Genomic DNA, 17,904 nt, shown 5'->3' on the forward strand with positions numbered 1-17,904 from the left:
CCGCCGCGGCGCCGGGCGCCGTGGGCTGGCTCACGCGCTTGGGGCCCGCGGAGGGCACGGCGTCGGCCTCGCGCAGGTACAGCGCCTGCGCGACCGGCGCGGCGCCGCGCGCGGCCGCGCGCGCGAGCAGCGCCGCATCGATCGCGTCCGCGTCGATGCGCTCCACCCCTCGCGCGCGACGGGCACGGCGTCGGCGGGCGCGAGGTGCGGCCCGTCGAGCACGACGGCGCCCTCGACGACGCTCCAGGCGCGCTCGCGGCGGCGCACGTCGGTCGTCACCTGGGCCGGCCCTTCGGCGACGCCGAGGTGGCTCGCGATGCCGCGGCACTCGACGCCGAGGCCGAGCGCGACCGCGCGCGCCGCGACGATGCCGACGCGGAGGCCCGTGAAGGCGCCGGGCCCCATGCCGGCGACGACGAGCCGGATGCGCTCGCGGCGGCCCTCGAGCGCGCGCTCGAGCATCGGTCCGAGCAGCTCGGCGTGGCGCCGCCCCTCGTGGGCGTGCTCGACGAAGACGACCTCCTCGCCGTCCAGCACGGCCACGGAGGTGCCGAGGGCGGTGTCGACGGCCAGGATCACGATGCGCCTCCGGGGTGCTGGTCGAGCGGCGGGCGCGAGGTGGCGAGCCGCTGCAGGCGCGCGGCGTCCCATGCGGGGCCGCGACCGCTCAGGCGGACGGTGCGCGGGGCGTCGCCGTCCTCGTCCTCGGCGTCGGGCCCGCCCGCGGCGCCGCGATCGATCTCGACGAGCAGGCGGCTCTCGAGCGCGTGCTCGAGCGGCAGCCCCCACTCCGCGACCGTGATGGCGCCCTCGAGGTCGAGGTCGAGGTCGTCGAGCTCCGCCTCGTCGCCGAGCCGGTAGGCGTCGACGTGCTGGAGGTCGGGGCCGGCCTCGGTGCGGTGCGTGCGGGCGATGACGAAGGTCGGGCTCTGCACGGTGCCGCGGGCGCCGAGGGCGCGGCCGATGCCGCGGGTGAGCGTGGTCTTGCCCGCGCCGAGCGGGCCGACGAGCAGCACGGCGTCGCCCGCGACGAGCGCGGCGCCGATCCGTTCGCCGAGCGCCTCCATGGCCTCCGCGTCCGGCACCTCCCCCGCGAGCTCGACCGCGACGCGCGGGCCGATCATGGCCGAGAGCTCCGGCGCGTCGGCGTGCGCGATCGACGCCTCGTCGCCGATCCGCGCCGTGCCCTCGCCGAGGTCGAGCACGACCTGGTCCATCGCGACCCGGCCCCGGATGGGGTGCGCGGTCCCCGCGAGCGCCACCGGCCGCCCGCTCGCCGAGCGCGGGATCCCGTCGGCGTAGCCGAACGCGACGAGCGCGAGGGTCGTCGGGGCGGCGGTCGTGTACGTGCCGCCGTAGGAGACGCCATGCCCGGACTCCACGCGCTTCACGCCCACGACCTCGCCGACGAGCCGCCGCGGCGCGCCGTCGAGGCCCAGCTCGAGCACGCGTCGCGGGGCGACCGCCGCGGGCCGGGCGAGGACGCCCGCGCCGCGCGCGGCGGCCCCCATGCGCGTGACGACCTCGTAGCCAATCGTGCCCGCCGCGGCCGCCCACGCGTCGACGCTCGGCTCGCCACGCGCCGGGTCGCCCCACAGCACGGCTTCGCCCGCGAGCGGCGCGAGCGAGCGGTCGAGGGGCAGCGCGCGGAGGCGCCCGGGGCCGACCTCGACGACGTGCGCGCGGCGCCGCCCGTCCACGACGAGCGGCGCGCCCGCCGCGGGCAGCAGCCCGTCGTCGAGGCCCGCCTCGGCGACGCCGTCGGCGAGGTCGACGACGACGCGCATCGCGGGGCGCAGGCCCAGCGCCTCGGCGCCGCGACCCTCGCTCGGGCCCTCGGGGTCGACGCCGTACGCGGCCATGCCGATGCGCACCATGTCGAGCCGCGCCTCCGGCAGCGCGAGCGCGCCCGCGGAGTTCGCGACGTGCCGCAGCTCGACCTCGAGCGGCGACGCCTCCAGCGCACCGAGCAGGTCGGCGAGCTGCGCGCGGTCGGCCTCGCGGCTCGTGCCCGCGAGGTGCGACATCGCGCCGCGGATGCGAGCTCCCGCCGCTGCGAGGCTCGGCCGCGCGGGCGAGCACGGCCGGGCGGTCGCCGCGCGCGACGCCGTTGCGGCCGAGGCCCGTGTCGAGCTTGAGGTGGATCGTCGCCCCCGCCGCCGCGGCCGCCTCGAGCTGGACGAGCGAGCTCACCGCCACCTCGATGCCGCGGTCGGCGGCGATCCGGAGGTCGGCGCCCGGCCCGTGCAGCCACGCGAGCATCGGCGCCTCGATGCCGGCGTCGCGGAGCGCGACGGCCTCGGCGAGGTCGACGACGCCGAGCATCGCGGCACCGCCCTCGAGCATCGCGCGCGCCGCGAGCACCGCGCCGTGGCCGTAGCCCTCGGCCTTCACGACGCCGCACACGGGCACGCCGAGGCGCTCGCGCAGCAGCGCGACGTTCGCGGCGATGGCCGCGGGATCGACCTCGACGCGCATCACGACTCCGCGATCACGGTCGCCGTGGCGATGCCGGCGTCGTGGCTCATCGACACGTGCACGCGGACGGCGCCGATCGCGGCCGCGCGCTCGGCCGCGGTGCCGCGGAGGTCGAGGATGGGCTCGCCCTCCGGCCCCGCGACGACCGCGAGGTCGACCCAGCGCATCCCCGCTGCCGCGCCGAGCGCCTTCCGCGCGGCCTCCTTCGCGGCGAATCGGGCCGCGAGCGAGCGGACGGGCCGCTCGCGGCCGTCGACGACGAGCTCGTCGGGCGCGAAGAGCCGCGCCTTCAGGCGCGGCGTGCGCGAGACGGCGCGCTCGAAGCGCGCGAGATCGACCACGTCGACCCCGAGCCCCACGATCATCGCCGGCCCCCGCTCACGCGCCGACCACCGGGATCACTCGACCGTGACCGACTTGGCGAGGTTGCGCGGCTGGTCCACGTCGAGGCCCTTGGCGGTCGCGAGCTCGAGCGCGAAGATGTGCAGCGGCACGACCTGCAGCACCGGCTCCAGCATGGGCAGCGTGAGCGGCACGCGCAGCACGATGTCGGCGTACGGCAGGACGGCGGCGTCGCCGGCCTCCGCCACCGCGATGACGCGGGCGCCGCGCGCACGGATCTCCTGGATGTTCGAGACGATCTTCGCGTGCAGCAGCGGCTCGTTGCGCGGGCTCGGCACCACGACGAACACCACCTGACCGGGCTCGATGAGCGCGATCGGGCCGTGCTTCAGCTCTCCGCCCGCGAAGCCCTCCGCGTGGATGTAGCTGATCTCCTTGAGCTTCAGCGCGCCCTCCATCGCCACCGGGTAGCCCACGTGGCGGCCGAGGAACAGCACCGAGCGCGTGTCGCTCATCCAGTGCGCGAGCTCATGGATCTCGCCCTGCTCCGCGAGCACCTGGCGCAGCTCGTCGGGCAGCTCGCGCAGCTCCTTGACGACGTGCGCGATCGCCGCGTCGTCGAGCGTGCCGCGCACCTTGGCGAGGTAGAGGCCGAAGAGCAGCTGGCCGATGACCTGCGCGAGGAAGGCCTTCGTCGAGGCGACCGCGACCTCCGGACCCGCGTGCGTGTAGAGCACGGCGTCCGACTCTCGCGGGATCGTCGAGCCCTGCGTGTTGCAGATCGAGAGCGTGCGGGCGCCCTGCGCCTTCGCGTGCTGCACCGCCATCTTCGTGTCCATGGTCTCGCCCGACTGCGAGATGGAGATGACGAGCGTGCGCGGCGTGAGCACCGGGTCGCGGTACCGGAACTCGTGCGCGAGGTCGACCTCGACGGGGATGCGGCCCCAGGTCTCGATCGCGTACTTGCCGACCATGCCGGAGTATGCGGCCGTGCCGCACGCGACGATCACGATGCGGTCGAGGTCGCGGAGCACGTCGTCGTCGAGCTCGCCGAGCTCGCCCAGCTCGACCGTCTCGTCGACGAGGCGGCCGCGCAGCGTGTTCTCGACGGCCTCGGGGCCCTCGGAGACCTCCTTCGCCATGAACGACGACCAGCCGCCCTTCTCGGCGGCGGTCGCGTCCCAGTCGACCTCGAAGCGCTTCGGCTCGACGACGGCGCCCGAGAAGTCGACGACCGAGACGCCCTCGTCGGTGATCGTCGCGATCTGGTCGTTGTCGAGCGCCGCTGCGCTCGCCGTGTACTTCACGAACGCGGAGACGTCGGAGCCCAGGAACTGCTCGCCGTCGCCGAAGCCGACGAGCAGCGGCGAGTTGTGCGCGGCGCCGACCACGACGCCCGGCTGCTCCTCGTGCACCGCGAGCAGCGTGAACTGGCCCTCGAGCCGGCCGACGACGCGCAGCATCGCGGCCGTGAGGTCGCCGGTCTCGCGGAAGGCGCGGCCGAGCAGCTTCGCGGCGGCCTCGGTGTCGGTCTCGCTCGCGAAGGCCTCGCCCTGCGCCTCGAGCTCGGCGCGGAGCTCGGCGAAGTTCTCGATGATGCCGTTGTGGATGAGGGCGAGCCTGCCCTCGTCGCCCAGGTGCGGGTGCGCGTTGCCGTCGGTGGGCGCGCCGTGCGTCGCCCAGCGCGTGTGGCCGATGCCCGTGCCCGACGTCGAGATCGGGGTGCTCTCGAGGCTCTCGCGCAGCACCGCGAGCTTGCCGCCGCGCTTGCGCAGGTCGACGCCCTCGGCGCCGAGCACCGCGACGCCCGCGCTGTCGTAGCCGCGGTACTCCAGCCGGCTCAGGCCCTCGAGGAGCACCTCGACGCTGTTCCGCTCACCGGCATAGCCCACGATTCCGCACATGGGCCCGATCCTACCGTCGCGCGGACTCGGGGTCCGCCTCGCGCCGCTAGGCTCGCGAGCGATGTCCCACCCCATCCACTCGCCCTTCGTGGAGATCGAGCGTGCCGACTGGGCGCGCCTGGCCCCGCGGACCCCGAACCCCCTCACGGAGGAGGAGGTGCGGCGGCTGCGCGGCACGGGCGACCGGCTCGAGCTGCGCGAGGTCGCCGAGGTGTACCTGCCGCTGTCGCGGCTCGTGAGCCTGTACCAGGAATCCGCCCAGCGCCTGCATCGCGACACCACGTCGTTCCTCGGCGCGAGCGCGCAGCCGACGCCCTTCGTCATCGCGGTCGCGGGCTCGGTCGCGGTGGGCAAGTCGACCACGGCGCGCCTGCTCAAGGAGCTGCTGCGCCGCTGGGAGGGCTCGCCCCAGGTCGACCTCATCACCACCGACGGCTTCCTCCACCCCAACCGCGTGCTCGAGCAGCGCGGCCTCATGGGCCGCAAGGGCTTCCCCGAGTCGTACGACCGGCGGGCGCTGCTCGGCTTCGTCGCGAAGGTGAAGTCGGGCGAGGCGGAGGTGCGCGCCCCCGTGTACTCGCACCTCACCTACGACATCGTGCCGGGCGAGGAGGTCGTGGTCCGCCGCCCCGACATCCTCATCATCGAGGGCCTCAACGTGCTGCAGCCGCCGCCGTCCCGCGCGCACCTCGCGGTCTCGGACCTCTTCGACTTCTCGATCTACGTCGACGCCCGCACGAGCGCGATCCGCGAGTGGTACGTCGACCGCTTCTTCGCGCTGAAGGCGGGCGCGTTCCAGGATCCGCAGTCGTACTTCCACCGCTTCGCCGACCTCACGCCCTCGCAGGCGCGCGCCTACGCGACCGAGGTGTGGGACACCATCAACGGCCCCAACCTCACGCAGCACATCCTGCCGACGCGCTCGCGCGCCGACCTCGTGCTGCGGAAGGCCGAGGACCACACGATCCGCTCGGTGCTGCTCCGGAAGGTCTAGCGGCCGCCCTCGAGCTCGGGCGCCTCCGGCGCCTGCTCGAGCGGATGGATGGGCGAGGGCGTGGGCGTGTGCCGCGGCTGCCGCGCCTGGCCGAGCTTCACGAGCACGACGCCGCCGACGATCGCGACGGCGCCCGCCGCCTGCACGCCCGTCGGCAGCAGCGCGAGCAGCAGGGCTGTCCAGAGGATGCCGAACATGGGCTCGGCATAGCCGACGAAGCTCGCGAGCGTCGCGCCGAGGCGCCGCGCGCCGAGGATGCCGAGCACGTACGCGGCGGCCGTGGCCACGAGCACGAGCAGGCCGATGGCCGCCCACACGGGCACGGACGCGCCCGCGAGCTCGACGGGACCGCTGCTCGCCGCGAACGGCAGGGCCCCCGTGGCCGAGGCGATGCCGAGCGCGACCGCGCCCACCCCGAGCCCGAGGCCCGCGAGGGCGACGGGCGGCGCGCTCGGTCGCCGTCGAGGAGGCCGCCGTCCAGTAGGCGGCGTTGCCGACGGCCGCGCCGAGCGCGAGCAGCACCCCGAGCGGGTGCAGCGCGTCGCCGCCGCCGATGCCGGAGACGAGCGCCAGGCCGACGACGGCGACGCCCGCGCCGAGGAGCGTCAGCCGCGCGGGCGCCCGCCGCGTGGTCGCCCACGTCAGGCCGACGAGGAGCACGGGGCCCAGGAACTCGATGAGCAGCGCGAGGGCCGGCGAGATGAAGGCGACGGCGCTGAAGAAGGCGAGCTGGCACAGCGCCACCGCCATGAGGCCGAGCACGAGCACCTCCCGCCACGAGCGCAGCACCGCGCCCCAGCGCCCCCGGAGCAGCCAGAGGGTCGGGCCGGCGAGCGCGAGCGCGCCGCCCGCGATGCGCACGAGCGTCACCGCGCCGGCGCTCCACCCCGCCTCGAGCAGGGAGGCGGCGATGATGCCGGAGACGCCGAACGAGGCGGCGCTCGCGAGGGCGAGCGCGAGGCCGGCGGATCGGCGGTGCTGCATGGGCGGGCCCGGTTCGGTGCAGGGAGTACGATCATGCTCTCGGCGAGCACGTGTCACGGCCGTCGAGCCAGACAGTCGTGATCCTAGTCCGGAGGACCGCCGGTGACGCTCCCCTACCCGCACGAGGTCGTCCGCACGCTCGAGTTCATCGCGGCCCTCTGCAACGGCCGCCGGGCCGGGGAGCTCGAGAGCGCCGCGAGCCTGCGACGGCTGTGCGCCGAGTGGGGCTTCCCCGGCGCGAGCGGCGCCTCGCGCGCCGACGCGGCGGCGACGTGGGGCCGCATCCCCCTCATCGAGGCGATGTGGGACGCCGAGCGCGACACCGCGGCCGCGATGGCCAACCGCGTCTTCCGCGAGTCCGACGCGCGCCCCCACCTCGTGCGCCACGACGGGCTGGACTGGCACCTCCACGGGCTCTTCGCGGGCGCGCCGCTCGCCGACGCCATCGCCGTCGACACCGCGATGGCCTTCGTCGACCTCGTGCGCGCCGACGACACGGCCCGCTGCAAGCGCTGCGGGGACGACCGCTGCGAGCGCATGTTCTTCGACCGCTCGCGCAACCGCTCGCGGCGCTTCTGCTCGACGACCTGCCAGTCGCGCACGAACGTCGCGGCCTTCCGCTCCCGCACAACCGCCGCCTGAGCGGCCGCGGCGAGGGCGCCGGCCCGTTCGCCATCCTCAGCGATCCGTGGCACCCTTGACGCTCATGTCCGAGACGACGACGGCCGACGCGCCCGGCAGCACCAAGCTCAAGCGCGGCATCACCACGATCCTCCTGTTCTTCTTCATCGTCGGCGACACCCTGGGCGCCGGCATCTACACGCTCGTGGGCACCATGGCCGGCGACGTCGGAGGCGCCCTGTGGGTGCCCCTCGGCCTCGCCCTCGTGCTCGCCCTGCTCACGGCGGGCACCTACGCGGAGCTCATCACGAAGTACCCGCACGCGGGCGGCGCCGCCCGCTTCGCGGAGCGCGCCTTCGACAAGCCCTTCGTGACCTTCCTCATCGGCTTCCTCATGCTCTCCTCGGGCATCACGACCTCCGCCGCGCTCGCGAACGCCTTCGCGGGCGACTACCTGCAGGAGCTCGTGCCCGGGATCTCCCCCATCCCGGTGACGCTCGTCTTCATCGCGCTCCTCATCGCGGTGAACCTGCGCGGCGTGCGGGAGTCGCTCATCGCCAACGTCGGCGCGACGCTCATCGAGATGACGGGCCTCATCATCATCATCGCCGTCGCGGCGATCGTCATCGGCGGCGGCGGGGGCGACCTCTCGCGCCTCACGACCTTCTCGCCCGACGTGCCGCCGCTCACGGGCGCCTTCGCGGCCACCATCACGGCCTTCTTCTCGTTCCTCGGCTTCGAGGCCGCGGCGAACATGGCCGAGGAGGTCAAGGACCCGAGCCGCTCGTACCCGCGCGCGCTCTTCGGCGCCATCCTCACGGCCGCGGTCGTCTACATGCTCATCGCGCTCGGCGCCGCCGCGGTCGTGCCGACCGAGCAGCTCGCCACCTCGGAGGGCCCGCTGCTCGAGGTCATCCAGGCCTCGGGCCTCGCCTTCCCGGGCTGGCTCTTCGCGATCATCGCGCTCGTCGCGATCGGCAACGGCGCGCTGCTGTTCATGGTGATGGCCTCGCGCGCCACCTACGGGCTCGCCGAGGCGAAGCTGCTGCCGCGCGCCTTCGGCGCCGTGCTCTCGGTGCGCCGCACGCCGTGGGTCGCGATCCTCGTCGTCGGCGCCGTGACGATGGTCATGTCGTTCATCGGCGACGTCGGCACCCTCGCCGACACGACCGTGCTGCTGCTCGTGCTCGTGTTCATCTCGGCGAACGTCTCGGTGCTCGTGCTGAAGAAGGACCACGTGGCGCACAAGCACTTCTCGGTGCCGCGCATCGTGCCCGTGCTCGCGCTCGTCGCGAGCATCGGCCTCCTCACGCAGCAGACCGCGCAGACCTGGCTCATCAGCGCCGGCTACGTCGTGGTCGGCTCGATCCTCTTCCTCATCGCCCGGCTCGCGCGCCGTCGCGCGATCCAGCGGGGCACGAACGAGCCCACGCGCGCGATCCCGCTCGAGTAGCGGCAGCCGCCGCAGACGCCGGAGGCCCGGCCCCCTCGAGGGGCCGGGCCTCCGGCATGCAGCGCGGCGGTCAGGCCGAGACCGCGAGCTCCTGCCGCACGAGCGCGGCGAGCTCGTCGGCGATCGCCTGGGCCACGTGGCGCTCGTGCGCCTCGACCATGACGCGCACCATCTTCTCGGTGCCCGAGGGGCGCAGCAGCACGCGCCCGTCGGAGCCGAGCTCGGCCTCCGCGCGCGCGACCGCGTCGGCGATCGGGCGGTTGCCGCGCAGCCCCAGGCGGTCGACGCCCGAGACGTTGACGAGCACCTGCGGGTAGACCTCCATGACCGAGGCGAGCTCGGCGAGCGAGCTGCCCGAGCGCACCATCTCGGCCGCGATCTGGAGGCCCGTGAGCACCCCGTCGCCCGTCGTCGCGTGCCTGCTGAAGATCACGTGGCCCGACTGCTCACCGCCGAGCGCGAGCCCGTACTCGCCGAGCGCCTCGAGCACGTAGCGGTCGCCGACGGCCGTCTGCACGAGCTGGATGCCGTGCGCGTCCATCGCGACCTTGAGGCCGAGGTTCGACATGACGGTCGCGACGAGCGTGTCGTCGGTGAGGAGGCCCCGGCGCTTCGCGGAGAGCGCGAGGATCGCCATGATCTGGTCGCCGTCGACGACCCGGCCGTCGGCGTCGATCGCGAGGCAGCGGTCGGCGTCGCCGTCGTGGGCGATGCCGAGGTCGGCGCCGCTCGCGACGACGAGCTCGCGGATCTGCTCGAGGTGGGTCGAGCCGACCTCGCGGTTGATGTTCATGCCGTCGGGGTCGTTGCCCATGACGGTGACGCGCGCACCGGCGTCGGCGAAGGCCTGCGGCGAGACGCCGGCGGCCGCGCCGTTCGCGCAGTCGAGCACGACGTGCAGTCCCGCCAGGCTCACGTCGAGCGTGCCGAGCAGGTGGATGAGGTAGCGGTCCTCGGCGTCGGCGAAGCGGTGGATGGTGCCGACCTCGGCGCCGATGGGCCGCAGCGGCGCGCCCGCGAGGGCCGCCTCGATCTCGTCCTCGACGGCGTCGGGCAGCTTGCGGCCGCCGCGCGCGAAGAACTTGATGCCGTTGTCGGGGGCGGGGTTGTGGGAGGCCGAGACCATCACGCCGAAGTCGGCGTCGATGTCGGCGACGAGGTACGCGGCCGCGGGCGTCGGGATGACGCCCGCGTCGAGCACGTCGACGCCGCTCGAGGCGAGCCCGGCGGAGACCGCCGCCACGATGAACTCGCCCGAGATGCGGGGATCCCGCGCCACGACCGCGACAGGGCGCCGCGACTCGCGCCGGGCTGGACGCCCGAGCACGAGTGCGGCGCCCTGTGCGAGCGCCAGCGCCGACTCCGCGGTGATGTCGAGGCCTGCGAGGCCCCTGACGCCATCCGTGCCGAAGAGGCGCGACACGATCAGCGCTTCGAGTACTGCGGCGCCTTGCGAGCCTTCTTGAGACCGGCCTTCTTGCGCTCGATGACGCGGGCGTCGCGCGAGAGGAAGCCCGCCTTCTTGAGCTCGGGGCGGTTGTTCTCCGCGTCGATCTCGTTGAGGGCGCGGGCGATGCCGAGGCGCAGCGCGCCGGCCTGGCCCGAGGGGCCGCCGCCGGAGATGCGCGCGATCACGTCGTACGAGCCGTTCAGCTCGAGGAGCGTGAAGGGGTCGTTGATGAGCTGCTGGTGCAGCTTGTTCGGGAAGTAGTCCTCGAGCGTGCGGCCGTTCACGGTGAACGAGCCGGTGCCGGGGATGAGGCGCACGCGGGCGATGGCCTGCTTGCGGCGGCCCACGGCAGCGCCGGGGATGTTGACGACGCGCGGGGCCTTGGGAGCCTCGGCGGCGGGCGTCTCGGTCGAGAAGCTCTCGGGAGCCTCGATGGAGTCTGCGATCTTCGCCATGTCTGTGGTCTCCTCGCGCCCTACTGGGCGACCTGGTCGAACGTGTAGGGGGTCGGCTGCTGCGCGGCGTGGGGGTGCTCGGCGCCTGCGTACACCTTGAGCTTCTTGATCTGCGCGCGGCCGAGCGAGTTCTTCGGCAGCATGCCGCGGATCGCCTTCTCGACGGTGCGGACCGGCCAGCGGTCGAGCATCTCGGCGTAGCCGGTGGCCTTGAGGCCGCCCGGGTAGCCCGAGTGGCGGTAGGCGACCTTCTTGGCGAGCTTCTGGCCCGTGAGCGCGACCTTGTCGGCGTTCACGATGATGACGAAGTCGCCCATGTCCATGTGGGGGGCGAACGTCGGCTTGTGCTTGCCGCGGAGGATCGCGGCGGCGTGGCTGGCCAGGCGGCCGAGGACCACGTCGGTGGCGTCGATGACGACCCAGTCGTGCTGGACGTCGCTCGCCTTGGGCGAGTAGGTGCGAGTCATGTGTGCCTCACTGTCGAATGGATGTCCGTGAATCCCGCTCCGAGGTGTTCCGCGCAGGGCGGGGAACGATCCGGTGGAGGGCTCATTCGGGTGCCGCTGGCAGCGCGCACCAAGGATCGAGCATACTCGCGCGGCGATGCGGGGGTCAAGCAGGCGACGCGCCGCCCGCGAGGGTGGGCGCGCCGCTCGGATCGGCCCTAGCGGTCGATCGCGGGGTCGTAGGCCTCGGTCTCCTCGTGCCAGACGACCTCCACGGCCTCCTGCGTCGTGGCGGGGGCGTCGTCGTCGAGGGCCTCCCCCTCGACGGCCTCGTCCGCGTCGATCGCGATGGACGCCAGGTCGTCCTCGGCGGGCGCCTCGGCGGTGAAGGCGTCCTGCACGACCTCGCGGTCCTCGGCGGCGACGGTCGCTGCGCCGGCTGCAGCGGCGGCCGCGGCGGCGCCGGCAGCGGCGCGGCCGTCCGCCTCGTCGCCGGCGCCCGACCACGTGCGCGGGTCGGCCGCGTCGGCGATCCGCATGAGCGACTGCACCTCGGCCATGAAGCCCGTGAGCTGCTGCTGCTGCCAGCGCAGGCTCCGCGCACGGTCCTCCGCGTCGCGCAGCACGTCCTTCGTGTGGCCGGTGACGGCGTCGACGATCGCCTGCGAGCGGGAGCGCGCCTCCTCGAGCATCGCCGCGGCGCGCGCCTTCGCGCTCGCCTCGACCTGGGCGGCCTGCGCCCGCGAGAGCTGCTCGTAGGCCTCCGACTGCTCGGCGACGTGGCTCGCGTGCGCGAGCGCCGAGGCGACCTTCTCGTTCGCGTCGGCCGTCACGCGCTCCGCGTGGGCGACCGCCTGGTTGTGCAGCCGCAGGAACTCCTGCTGCGCGTCGTCCTGGCGGCGCGTGAGCGCGGCGTCGAGCTCGACGCGGCGGGCCTTGGCCTCCCGCACGATGCGGTCGGCGTCGAGCTTCAGGTCGTCGGTCTCCCGCGTGGCCTGCGCGCGCAGCGCCGCTGCCGCGCGCTCGGCCTCGCCCAGCAGCACCTGCGCCTCGCGGTCCGCCTGCGACACCTTCTCGCCGAGCGAGCCGAGCTCGGTCTCGATGCGCGCGCGGTGCGCCGTCTGCTCCGTCTCGGAGCGGCGGCGGACGAGCTCGGCCTCGTGCTGCGCTTCCTGCAGCACGCGCGCGGCCTCGTCCTTCGCGTCCTTGCGGATGCGGTCGCGCTCGGCGTTGGCGTCGTCGAGGATGCGCTGCGAGGTGCTCGTCGCGTTCGTCACGAGCGTCGACGCCTGGTCCTCGGCGACGCGCAGGATCTCCGAGAAGCGCACGCGCGTCTGGCGCCCCTCGTCGCCGTCGTCGCTCGCTGCGTCGGCCGGCTCCGTGCCGTCGCCGTCGAGCGTCTGCACCTGCTGCGCGAGGCGCAGCATGCGCGACTCCGCCTGGTCGGCGCGGGCGACCGCGGCGTCGAGGTCCTCGGTGAGGTGCTGGATGCGCGCCTCGGCGTCGAACGAGGAGGTGTCCTTGGCGCTCCGCGCCTCGTCGAGCGCCGCGCGCAGCTGCGCGAGCGACTCGTCCACCTGGGCGCGGTCGTACCCGCGGAACGCCTGATCGAACTCCGGCGCCTGCTCCGACATGTCTGCTCCTGATCCCGCCGGTCCGTGCGCCGGCGGCACCATCCTCGCAAACTCCCGCGCGACGCGCGCACGCGGGCGGCGCGCGCCTGGGAGGATGGAGCACCATGGCATCGCACGGCATCGTCTTCGACCTCGACGGCACCCTCACCGACTCGCAGCCCGGCCTCGTCGCGAGCCTGCGCCACATGCACGACGCGGTCGGCTGGGCGCAGCCGAGCGACGAGGAGCTGCTGCGCTGGCTGGGGCCGCCGCTCGTCACCGTGCTGCAGGAGGCGGGCCACGCCCCCGCGGATGTGGATCGCGCGATCGCCGCCTTCCGCGTCGCCATGGCCGACGGCGGCCTCGTCGACTCCACGCTCTACCCCGGCGTCGAGGCCCTGCTCGCCGAGCTCGCGGAGGCCGGCAGCCCGCTCGCGGTCGCGACCCACAAGATGCAGCTCGACGCCGACGCCGTCATCGACCACTACGGCCTGCGCCCGCGCTTCCGCGGCGTGCACGGCCGGGTCGCCGGCGAGGCCGGGCACTCGAAGGCCGAGGTCATCGCGCGCGCGATCGCCTCGATCGGCCTGCCTCCGGAGCGCATCGTCATGGTCGGCGACCGCGTCAACGACATCGCCTCGGCGCGCGAGCTCGGCGTCCGCACCATCGGCGTCGCCTACGGCTACGGCGGCCACGACGAGCTCGCGGCCGCGGGCGCCGACAGGATCGTCGACACCGTCGACGAGCTGCGCGCGGCGCTCGCCGAGGCCCTCGCCGCCTAGTCCTCGACGTCGTCGGCGCTGCGCAGCGCCCTCGCGCGCGCCGCCTGCGCCGCGAGTCCCTCGTCGGGCGGATAGCCCACCGAGACGAGCGTGAGCCCGTGCGGGGGCATGAGGCCCGTGCGCGCCGAGCGCGAGCGCTCGTCGAGGAGCGCCGCCGCCTCCGCGAGCCCCATGCGTCCCTCCCCCACGCGCACGCACGCCGACACGATCGCGCGCACCATCGAGTGGCAGAAGGCGTCGGCCGTGAGCGAGGCCGTGAGCAGCGGCCCGTCCTGCGTCCAGGCGAGCTCTCGGAGCTCGCGGATCGTCGTCGCGCCCTCGCGCGGCTTGCAGAACGCGGCGAAGTCGCGCAGGCCCACGAGCGCCTCGGCCGCCCGCCGCATCGCGTCGACGTCGAGCGGCCCGGGCACGTGCGCGGCCGTGCGGCGCTCGAGCGGATCCGCGGGGCCCGTGACGATCCGGTAGCGGTACGAGCGCGAGACGGCCGAGAAGCGCGCGTCGAAGCCGCGGGGCGCGAGCGCGACGGCGCGCACGACGAGGTCGCCCTCGGGCGCGGCGAGGCGCGAGATCCGGTGCGCGAGCCGCGGCACGACCTCGAGGCCCTCGGGCACGTCGACGTGCGTCACCTGGCCGCTCGCGTGCACGCCCGCGTCGGTGCGTCCCGCGACGACGATCCGCACGGGCTCGCGCACGATCGTCGCGAGCGCGCGCTCGAGCTCGCCCTGGCACGTGCGCAGCCCGGGCTGCACCGCCCAGCCCGAGAAGCCGCCGCCGTCGTACGCGAGGTCGAGGCGGAGGCGGGGCACGACCCCACGATACGTGGCGGGGAGCCGCGAGTCGGTAGCGTCGGAGCATGCACGCGCGCGATCAGACACCGATGCAGCAGCCCATCGAGGACTACGCGATGATCGGCGACCGGACGACCGCCGCGCTCGTCGGCCGCGACGGCTCGATTGACTGGCTCTGCCTGCCGCGCTTCGACTCCCCCGCGTGCTTCGCCGCCATCCTCGGCACCCCCGAGCACGGCCGCTGGCGCATCGCCCCCGTCGGCCCCGCGGAGACCACCCGCCGCTACGTGCCGGGGAGCCTCGTGCTCGAGACCGAGCACCGCACCCCCACGGGCGTCGTGCGCGTCACCGACGCGATGCCCACGGGCGGCGGCGTCGCCGACGTGCTGCGGATCGTCGAGGGCGTCGAGGGCGAGGTCGTGCTCGAGCAGGAGCTCGTCGTGCGCTTCCACTACGGCCGCTCGGCGCCCTGGGTGCAGCGCCTCGAGGTCGACGGCGAGGAGGTGCTCTCGATGGTCGCCGGCCCCGACCGGCTCGTGCTCCGCGCCGATCCGCTGCCGACCGCCGACGGCCACGCGCACCGCTCGCGCTTCGCCGTGCGGGCGGGCGAGCGCCGCGTGCTCGACCTGCGCTGGCAGCGCTCGTGGCGGCCCTTCGGCGTCGCCGTCGACGAGCGCCGAGCGCTCGCCGAGACCGTCGAGCGCTCGCGCTCCTGGCTCTCGGCCCTCGCCTACGAGGGGCCGTACCGCGAGGCCGTCGAGACGAGCGTGCTCGTGCTGCGCGGCATGACCGACGAGGCCACCGGCGGCATCATCGCCGCTCCCACCACCTCGCTGCCCGAGGACCCGGGCGGCGAGCGCAACTGGGACTACCGCTTCACGTGGCTGCGCGACGCCTCCCTCACCGTCGACGCGCTCGTCGCGGTCGGCCTCCACGAGAAGGTCGACCACTGGCGCGACTGGCTGCTGCGCGCGATCGCGGGCGACCCCGAGGACATGCAGATCATGTACCGCGTCGACGGCGGCCGCGACCTGCCCGAGCGCGAGCTCGCACACCTGCCCGGCTACGCGGGCTCGACGCCCGTGCGCATCGGCAACGGCGCCGTCGGCCAGCGCCAGCACGACGTGCTCGGCCAGGTGATGCTGACGCTCGCGAAGCTGCGCGCGATCGGCCACGACGACGCGCACGACGCGTGGCACATGCAGCGCGCGCTGCTCCACGACCTCGAGCTGCACTGGCAGGAGCCCGACCAGGGCCTGTGGGAGATGCGGGGCGAGCCGCAGCGCTTCACCCACTCGCTCGCGATGATGTGGGCGGCCTTCGACCGCGGCATCCGCGCGATCGAGGAGGACGGGCTCGACGGCGACCCGACGCGCTGGAAGGAGATCCGCGCGGCCCTCCACGAGGAGGTCATGGGCGCGGGCTTCTCGGAGGCCACGGGCTCGTTCCGCCAGCACGCGGGCACCGACGAGGTCGACGCCTCGCTGCTCCAGCTGCCGACGATCGGCATCGTCGCGGCCGACGACCCGCGCTTCCTCGGCACGATCGCCCGCATCGAGCAGGACCTCGTGCGGCACGGGATCCCGCTGCGCTACCGCACCACGGGCCTCGACGGCCTCTCGGGCGACGAGCACCCCTTCGTGCTCTGCGGCTTCTGGCTCGTGACCGCCTACGCGCAGGCAGGGCGGATCGACGACGCGCACGCGCTCATGGCATCGCTCGTGGCGCTCCGCAACGACGTGGGCCTGCTCGCCGAGGAGGTCGACCCCGAGACCGGCAGGCACTGGGGCAACCACCCCCAGGCGTTCTCGCACCTGGGCCTCGTGCTGGCCGCGACCGCCATCGCCGAGGCGGAGGCCGCGGCAGGGCGCTAGCGCTCCGTCCGCGGCCCGGCACGACGAAGGGCCCCGCTCGCGCGGGGCCCTTCGTCGTGGGTGGGAGACCTTACTTGGTCTCCTCGGCCTTCTCGTCGGCAGCCGTCTCGGCCTCGGTCGACTCGGCCTCGGCGGCCTCCGTCTCCTCGGCGGGCGCCTCGGTCGTCTCGGCCTCGGCCTCCTCGGCCTTCGCCTCCTCGGCCTTGGCCTCGGCGGCCTCCTGGTCGGCGGCGGCCGACTGCGTGGCAGCGGCGGCCTTCGACTTCGACGCCTTCTTCTGCACCGGCTCGAGCACGAGCTCGATCTGCGCCATGGGGGCGTTGTCGCCCTTGCGGAAGCCGAGCTTCGTGATGCGCGTGTAGCCGCCCTCGCGCTCCGCGACGAGCGGGGCGATCTCGGTGAACAGCTCGTGCACGACGCCCTTGTCGCCGATCACGGCGAGCACGCGGCGACGCGCGTGCAGGTCGCCGCGCTTCGCGAACGTGATGAGGCGCTCGGCGATCGGGCGGAGGCGCTTGGCCTTCGTCTCGGTCGTCTTGATCGACTTGTGCGTGAACAGCGCGGCCGCGAGGTTCGCGAGCAGCAGGCGCTCGTGCGCAGGACCGCCTCCGAGGCGGGGACCCTTGGTGGGCTTGGGCATGGTTCGTTATCCCTCTTGGTTCTTCAGGTCGGCCCGCGTCAGCGAGCGTCCTCGTCGTATCCGCTGTAGAAGTGCGCGCCGTCGAAGCCGGGCACCGCGTCCTTGAGCGAGAGGCCGAGCTCGGTGAGCTTGTCCTTCACCTCGTCGACCGACTTCTGGCCGAAGTTGCGGATGTTCATGAGCTGCGTCTCGCTCAGCGCCACGAGCTCGGACACCGTGTTGATGCCCTCGCGCTTGAGGCAGTTGTACGAGCGGACCGACAGGTCGAGCTCCTCGATCGGCGTGGCGAGCTCGCCCGAGCCGATGGCCTCGGCGGGCGCCTGGCCGATCTCGATGCCCTCGGCCTCGGCGTTCAGGTCGCGCGTCAGGCCGAAGAGCTCGACGAGCGTGCGGCCGGCCGACGCGATGGCGTCGCGCGGCGAGATCGCCGGCTTCGTCTCGACGTCGACGACGAGCGAGTCGAAGTCGGTGCGCTCACCGGCGCGCGTCGCCTCGACGCGGTAGGTGACCTTGAGGACCGGCGAGTAGATCGAGTCGACCGGGATGACGCCGGCCTCGGCGAACTCGTCGCGGTTCTGCGCCGCAGAGACGTAGCCGCGGCCGCGCTCGATCGTCAGCTCGAGCTGGAGCTTCGCCGAGTCGTTCAGCGTCGCGAGCACGAGCTCGGGGTTGTGGATCTCGACGCCCGCGGGCGCCGTGATGTCGGCGGCCGTGACCTGGCCCGCGCCCTGGCGCGAGAGGTAGGCGACGACGGGCTCGTCGTGCTCGCTCGAGACGACGAGCTGCTTGACGTTGAGGATGATCTCGGTGACATCCTCCTTCACGCCGGCGATCGTCGAGAACTCGTGGAGCACGCCGTCGAGGCGGACGCTCGTGACCGAGGCGCCCGGGATCGACGACAGGAGGGTGCGGCGGAGGGAGTTGCCGAGGGTGTAGCCGAAGCCGGGCTCGAGCGGCTCGATCGTGAACCGCGAGCGGTGCTCGGCGATCGACTCCTCGGTGACAGTGGGGCGCTGGGCGATCAGCACGTGTCGGTTCCTTTCGGTCGCGAGTCCGCTATATGACTCGCGTGTTCGGTGA

17 protein-coding genes and 2 pseudogenes are annotated in these 17,904 nt (G+C 74.1%); 5 read left to right on the forward strand and 14 right to left on the reverse strand.

The genetic code is table 11. From position 1 onward, the window contains the following. Positions 1-30 precede the first annotated feature (30 nt). From tsaB to glmS, 5 genes and pseudogenes are all read right to left on the reverse strand, one after another. A complete protein-coding gene (tsaB, locus tag OVA14_RS02345; protein ID WP_267505471.1) occupies positions 31-579 on the reverse strand; it encodes a tRNA (adenosine(37)-N6)-threonylcarbamoyltransferase complex dimerization subunit type 1 TsaB in 549 nt (182 codons plus the stop codon). After that, a complete protein-coding gene (tsaE, locus tag OVA14_RS02350) occupies positions 576-2,027 on the reverse strand; it encodes a tRNA (adenosine(37)-N6)-threonylcarbamoyltransferase complex ATPase subunit type 1 TsaE (RefSeq protein WP_267504709.1) in 1,452 nt (483 codons plus the stop codon). Before tsaE ends, tsaB begins: the two co-directional genes overlap by 4 nt. A 94-nt stretch (positions 2,028-2,121) precedes the next feature. Next, positions 2,122-2,478 (reverse strand): annotated as a pseudogene (locus OVA14_RS02355) (alanine racemase); the annotation flags it as partial. Beyond that, positions 2,478-2,843: a holo-ACP synthase gene (locus OVA14_RS02360; protein WP_267504710.1), complete on the reverse strand. Its 366-nt coding sequence runs from the start codon at positions 2,841-2,843 to the stop codon at positions 2,478-2,480. The gene OVA14_RS02360 and the pseudogene OVA14_RS02355, both read right to left, overlap by 1 nt. A gap of 33 nt (positions 2,844-2,876) precedes the next feature. After that, the gene (gene glmS, locus OVA14_RS02365; protein WP_267504711.1) at positions 2,877-4,724 is read right to left on the reverse strand and encodes a glutamine--fructose-6-phosphate transaminase (isomerizing); all 1,848 of its coding nucleotides are present in this window, start codon (positions 4,722-4,724) and stop codon (positions 2,877-2,879) included. A 61-nt stretch (positions 4,725-4,785) separates the two neighbouring features. Between glmS and coaA the strand changes: the two genes are divergently transcribed. After that, a complete protein-coding gene (gene coaA / locus OVA14_RS02370; protein WP_267504712.1) occupies positions 4,786-5,718 on the forward strand; it encodes a type I pantothenate kinase in 933 nt (310 codons plus the stop codon). On the opposite strand, the gene OVA14_RS02375 is transcribed toward coaA, so the two are convergent. Further along, positions 5,715-6,131, reverse strand: coding sequence for a DMT family transporter (locus tag OVA14_RS02375; RefSeq protein WP_267504713.1), 417 nt, complete (start codon positions 6,129-6,131; stop codon positions 5,715-5,717). The two genes, coaA and OVA14_RS02375, sit on opposite strands and share 4 nt — an antisense overlap. A gap of 205 nt (positions 6,132-6,336) precedes the next feature. After that, a pseudogene (locus tag OVA14_RS02380) lies at positions 6,337-6,702 on the reverse strand (EamA family transporter); the annotation flags it as partial. Between the two features lie 102 nt (positions 6,703-6,804). Here OVA14_RS02380 and OVA14_RS02385 point away from each other — a divergent pair. Further along, complete coding sequence (locus tag OVA14_RS02385; protein WP_267504714.1) at positions 6,805-7,344, forward strand: CGNR zinc finger domain-containing protein; 540 nt, start codon at positions 6,805-6,807, stop codon at positions 7,342-7,344. Between the two features lie 64 nt (positions 7,345-7,408). After that, positions 7,409-8,776, forward strand: a complete 1,368-nt coding sequence (locus OVA14_RS02390) for an APC family permease (protein WP_267504715.1) — start codon at positions 7,409-7,411, stop codon at positions 8,774-8,776. 70 nt (positions 8,777-8,846) lie between these two features. Here the strand turns inward: OVA14_RS02390 and glmM are convergent, their stop codons facing one another. The 4 genes from glmM to OVA14_RS02410 all read right to left on the reverse strand — a co-directional run bounded on the left by glmM (position 8,847) and on the right by OVA14_RS02410 (position 12,761). Beyond that, positions 8,847-10,199: a phosphoglucosamine mutase gene (gene glmM, locus OVA14_RS02395; protein ID WP_267504716.1), complete on the reverse strand. Its 1,353-nt coding sequence runs from the start codon at positions 10,197-10,199 to the stop codon at positions 8,847-8,849. A gap of 2 nt (positions 10,200-10,201) precedes the next feature. Then, positions 10,202-10,681, reverse strand: a complete 480-nt coding sequence (gene rpsI / locus OVA14_RS02400) for a 30S ribosomal protein S9 (protein ID WP_267504717.1) — start codon at positions 10,679-10,681, stop codon at positions 10,202-10,204. 20 nt (positions 10,682-10,701) lie between these two features. Beyond that, positions 10,702-11,148: a 50S ribosomal protein L13 gene (rplM, locus tag OVA14_RS02405; RefSeq protein WP_267504718.1), complete on the reverse strand. Its 447-nt coding sequence runs from the start codon at positions 11,146-11,148 to the stop codon at positions 10,702-10,704. Between the two features lie 197 nt (positions 11,149-11,345). Beyond that, positions 11,346-12,761, reverse strand: a complete 1,416-nt coding sequence (locus OVA14_RS02410) for a DivIVA domain-containing protein (protein ID WP_267504719.1) — start codon at positions 12,759-12,761, stop codon at positions 11,346-11,348. Between the two features lie 104 nt (positions 12,762-12,865). On the opposite strand from OVA14_RS02410, the gene OVA14_RS02415 reads away from it, so the two are divergent. Further along, positions 12,866-13,522, forward strand: coding sequence for an HAD hydrolase-like protein (locus OVA14_RS02415; protein WP_267504720.1), 657 nt, complete (start codon positions 12,866-12,868; stop codon positions 13,520-13,522). Here the strand turns inward: OVA14_RS02415 and truA are convergent. Beyond that, a complete protein-coding gene (gene truA, locus OVA14_RS02420) occupies positions 13,519-14,328 on the reverse strand; it encodes a tRNA pseudouridine(38-40) synthase TruA (protein ID WP_267504721.1) in 810 nt (269 codons plus the stop codon). The two genes, OVA14_RS02415 and truA, sit on opposite strands and share 4 nt — an antisense overlap. A gap of 71 nt (positions 14,329-14,399) precedes the next feature. Between truA and OVA14_RS02425 the strand changes: the two genes are divergently transcribed. Next, positions 14,400-16,184: a glycoside hydrolase family 15 protein gene (locus tag OVA14_RS02425; protein WP_267504722.1), complete on the forward strand. Its 1,785-nt coding sequence runs from the start codon at positions 14,400-14,402 to the stop codon at positions 16,182-16,184. 70 nt (positions 16,185-16,254) lie between these two features. Here the strand turns inward: OVA14_RS02425 and rplQ are convergent, their stop codons facing one another. Further along, positions 16,255-16,824, reverse strand: coding sequence for a 50S ribosomal protein L17 (rplQ, locus tag OVA14_RS02430; RefSeq protein ID WP_267504723.1), 570 nt, complete (start codon positions 16,822-16,824; stop codon positions 16,255-16,257). Positions 16,825-16,862: 38 nt separating this feature from the next. Beyond that, positions 16,863-17,852, reverse strand: coding sequence for a DNA-directed RNA polymerase subunit alpha (locus tag OVA14_RS02435; RefSeq protein WP_267504724.1), 990 nt, complete (start codon positions 17,850-17,852; stop codon positions 16,863-16,865). Between the last annotated feature and the right edge of the window lie 52 nt (positions 17,853-17,904).

Source organism: Agrococcus sp. SL85 (assembly GCF_026625845.1).
Taxonomy (GTDB): Bacteria; Actinomycetota; Actinomycetes; order Actinomycetales; family Microbacteriaceae; genus Agrococcus.

Bases quoted from the DNA above. Each gene is read 5' to 3' on its own strand.
- rplM (WP_267504718.1), bottom strand. From the start codon at position 11,148: ATGACTCGCACCTACTCGCCCAAGGCGAGCGACGTCCAGCACGACTGG.
- OVA14_RS02390 (WP_267504715.1), top strand. From the start codon at position 7,409: ATGTCCGAGACGACGACGGCCGACGCGCCCGGCAGCACCAAGCTCAAG.
- OVA14_RS02425 (WP_267504722.1), top strand. From the start codon at position 14,400: ATGCAGCAGCCCATCGAGGACTACGCGATGATCGGCGACCGGACGACC.
- coaA (WP_267504712.1), top strand. From the start codon at position 4,786: ATGTCCCACCCCATCCACTCGCCCTTCGTGGAGATCGAGCGTGCCGAC.
- OVA14_RS02360 (WP_267504710.1), bottom strand. From the start codon at position 2,843: ATGATCGTGGGGCTCGGGGTCGACGTGGTCGATCTCGCGCGCTTCGAG.
- OVA14_RS02415 (WP_267504720.1), top strand. From the start codon at position 12,866: ATGGCATCGCACGGCATCGTCTTCGACCTCGACGGCACCCTCACCGAC.
- rpsI (WP_267504717.1), bottom strand. From the start codon at position 10,681: ATGGCGAAGATCGCAGACTCCATCGAGGCTCCCGAGAGCTTCTCGACC.
- rplQ (WP_267504723.1), bottom strand. From the start codon at position 16,824: ATGCCCAAGCCCACCAAGGGTCCCCGCCTCGGAGGCGGTCCTGCGCAC.
- glmS (WP_267504711.1), bottom strand. From the start codon at position 4,724: ATGTGCGGAATCGTGGGCTATGCCGGTGAGCGGAACAGCGTCGAGGTG.
- tsaE (WP_267504709.1), bottom strand. From the start codon at position 2,027: ATGTCGCACCTCGCGGGCACGAGCCGCGAGGCCGACCGCGCGCAGCTC.
- OVA14_RS02410 (WP_267504719.1), bottom strand. From the start codon at position 12,761: ATGTCGGAGCAGGCGCCGGAGTTCGATCAGGCGTTCCGCGGGTACGAC.